At 74.2% G+C, this 225-nt stretch carries 1 protein-coding gene; it reads right to left on the minus strand.

Annotation, left to right across the window (positions count from 1 at the left end; translation table 11 throughout):
- A partial coding sequence (locus tag QWY29_RS20725) for a response regulator transcription factor (RefSeq protein ID WP_300963098.1) occupies positions 1-192 on the minus strand: 192 nt, incomplete at its 3' end.
- Positions 193-225 lie beyond the last annotated feature (33 nt).

Below are 225 nucleotides of genomic sequence, written 5' to 3' on the forward strand. Positions count from 1 at the left end.
GAGGACCTCCTGGCCGTCCATGCCCGGCAGCCCGAGGTCGAGCACCATCAGGTCGTGCCCGCCGGAGAGCGCCTCGTCGAGACCGCGGCGTCCGGCGTCGACGACGGTGGTCTGGTGGCCGGCGGCACGCAGCCCCATGGCCAGGAACGAGGCGATGCGCGCCTCGTCCTCCACGATCAGGATGCGGGCCACGGGGCCTCCTCGACGAGCACGGACGACGCCCCG

It is taken from the genome of Nocardioides abyssi (assembly GCF_030412915.1).
Lineage (GTDB): Bacteria > Actinomycetota > Actinomycetes > Propionibacteriales > Nocardioidaceae > Nocardioides > Nocardioides abyssi.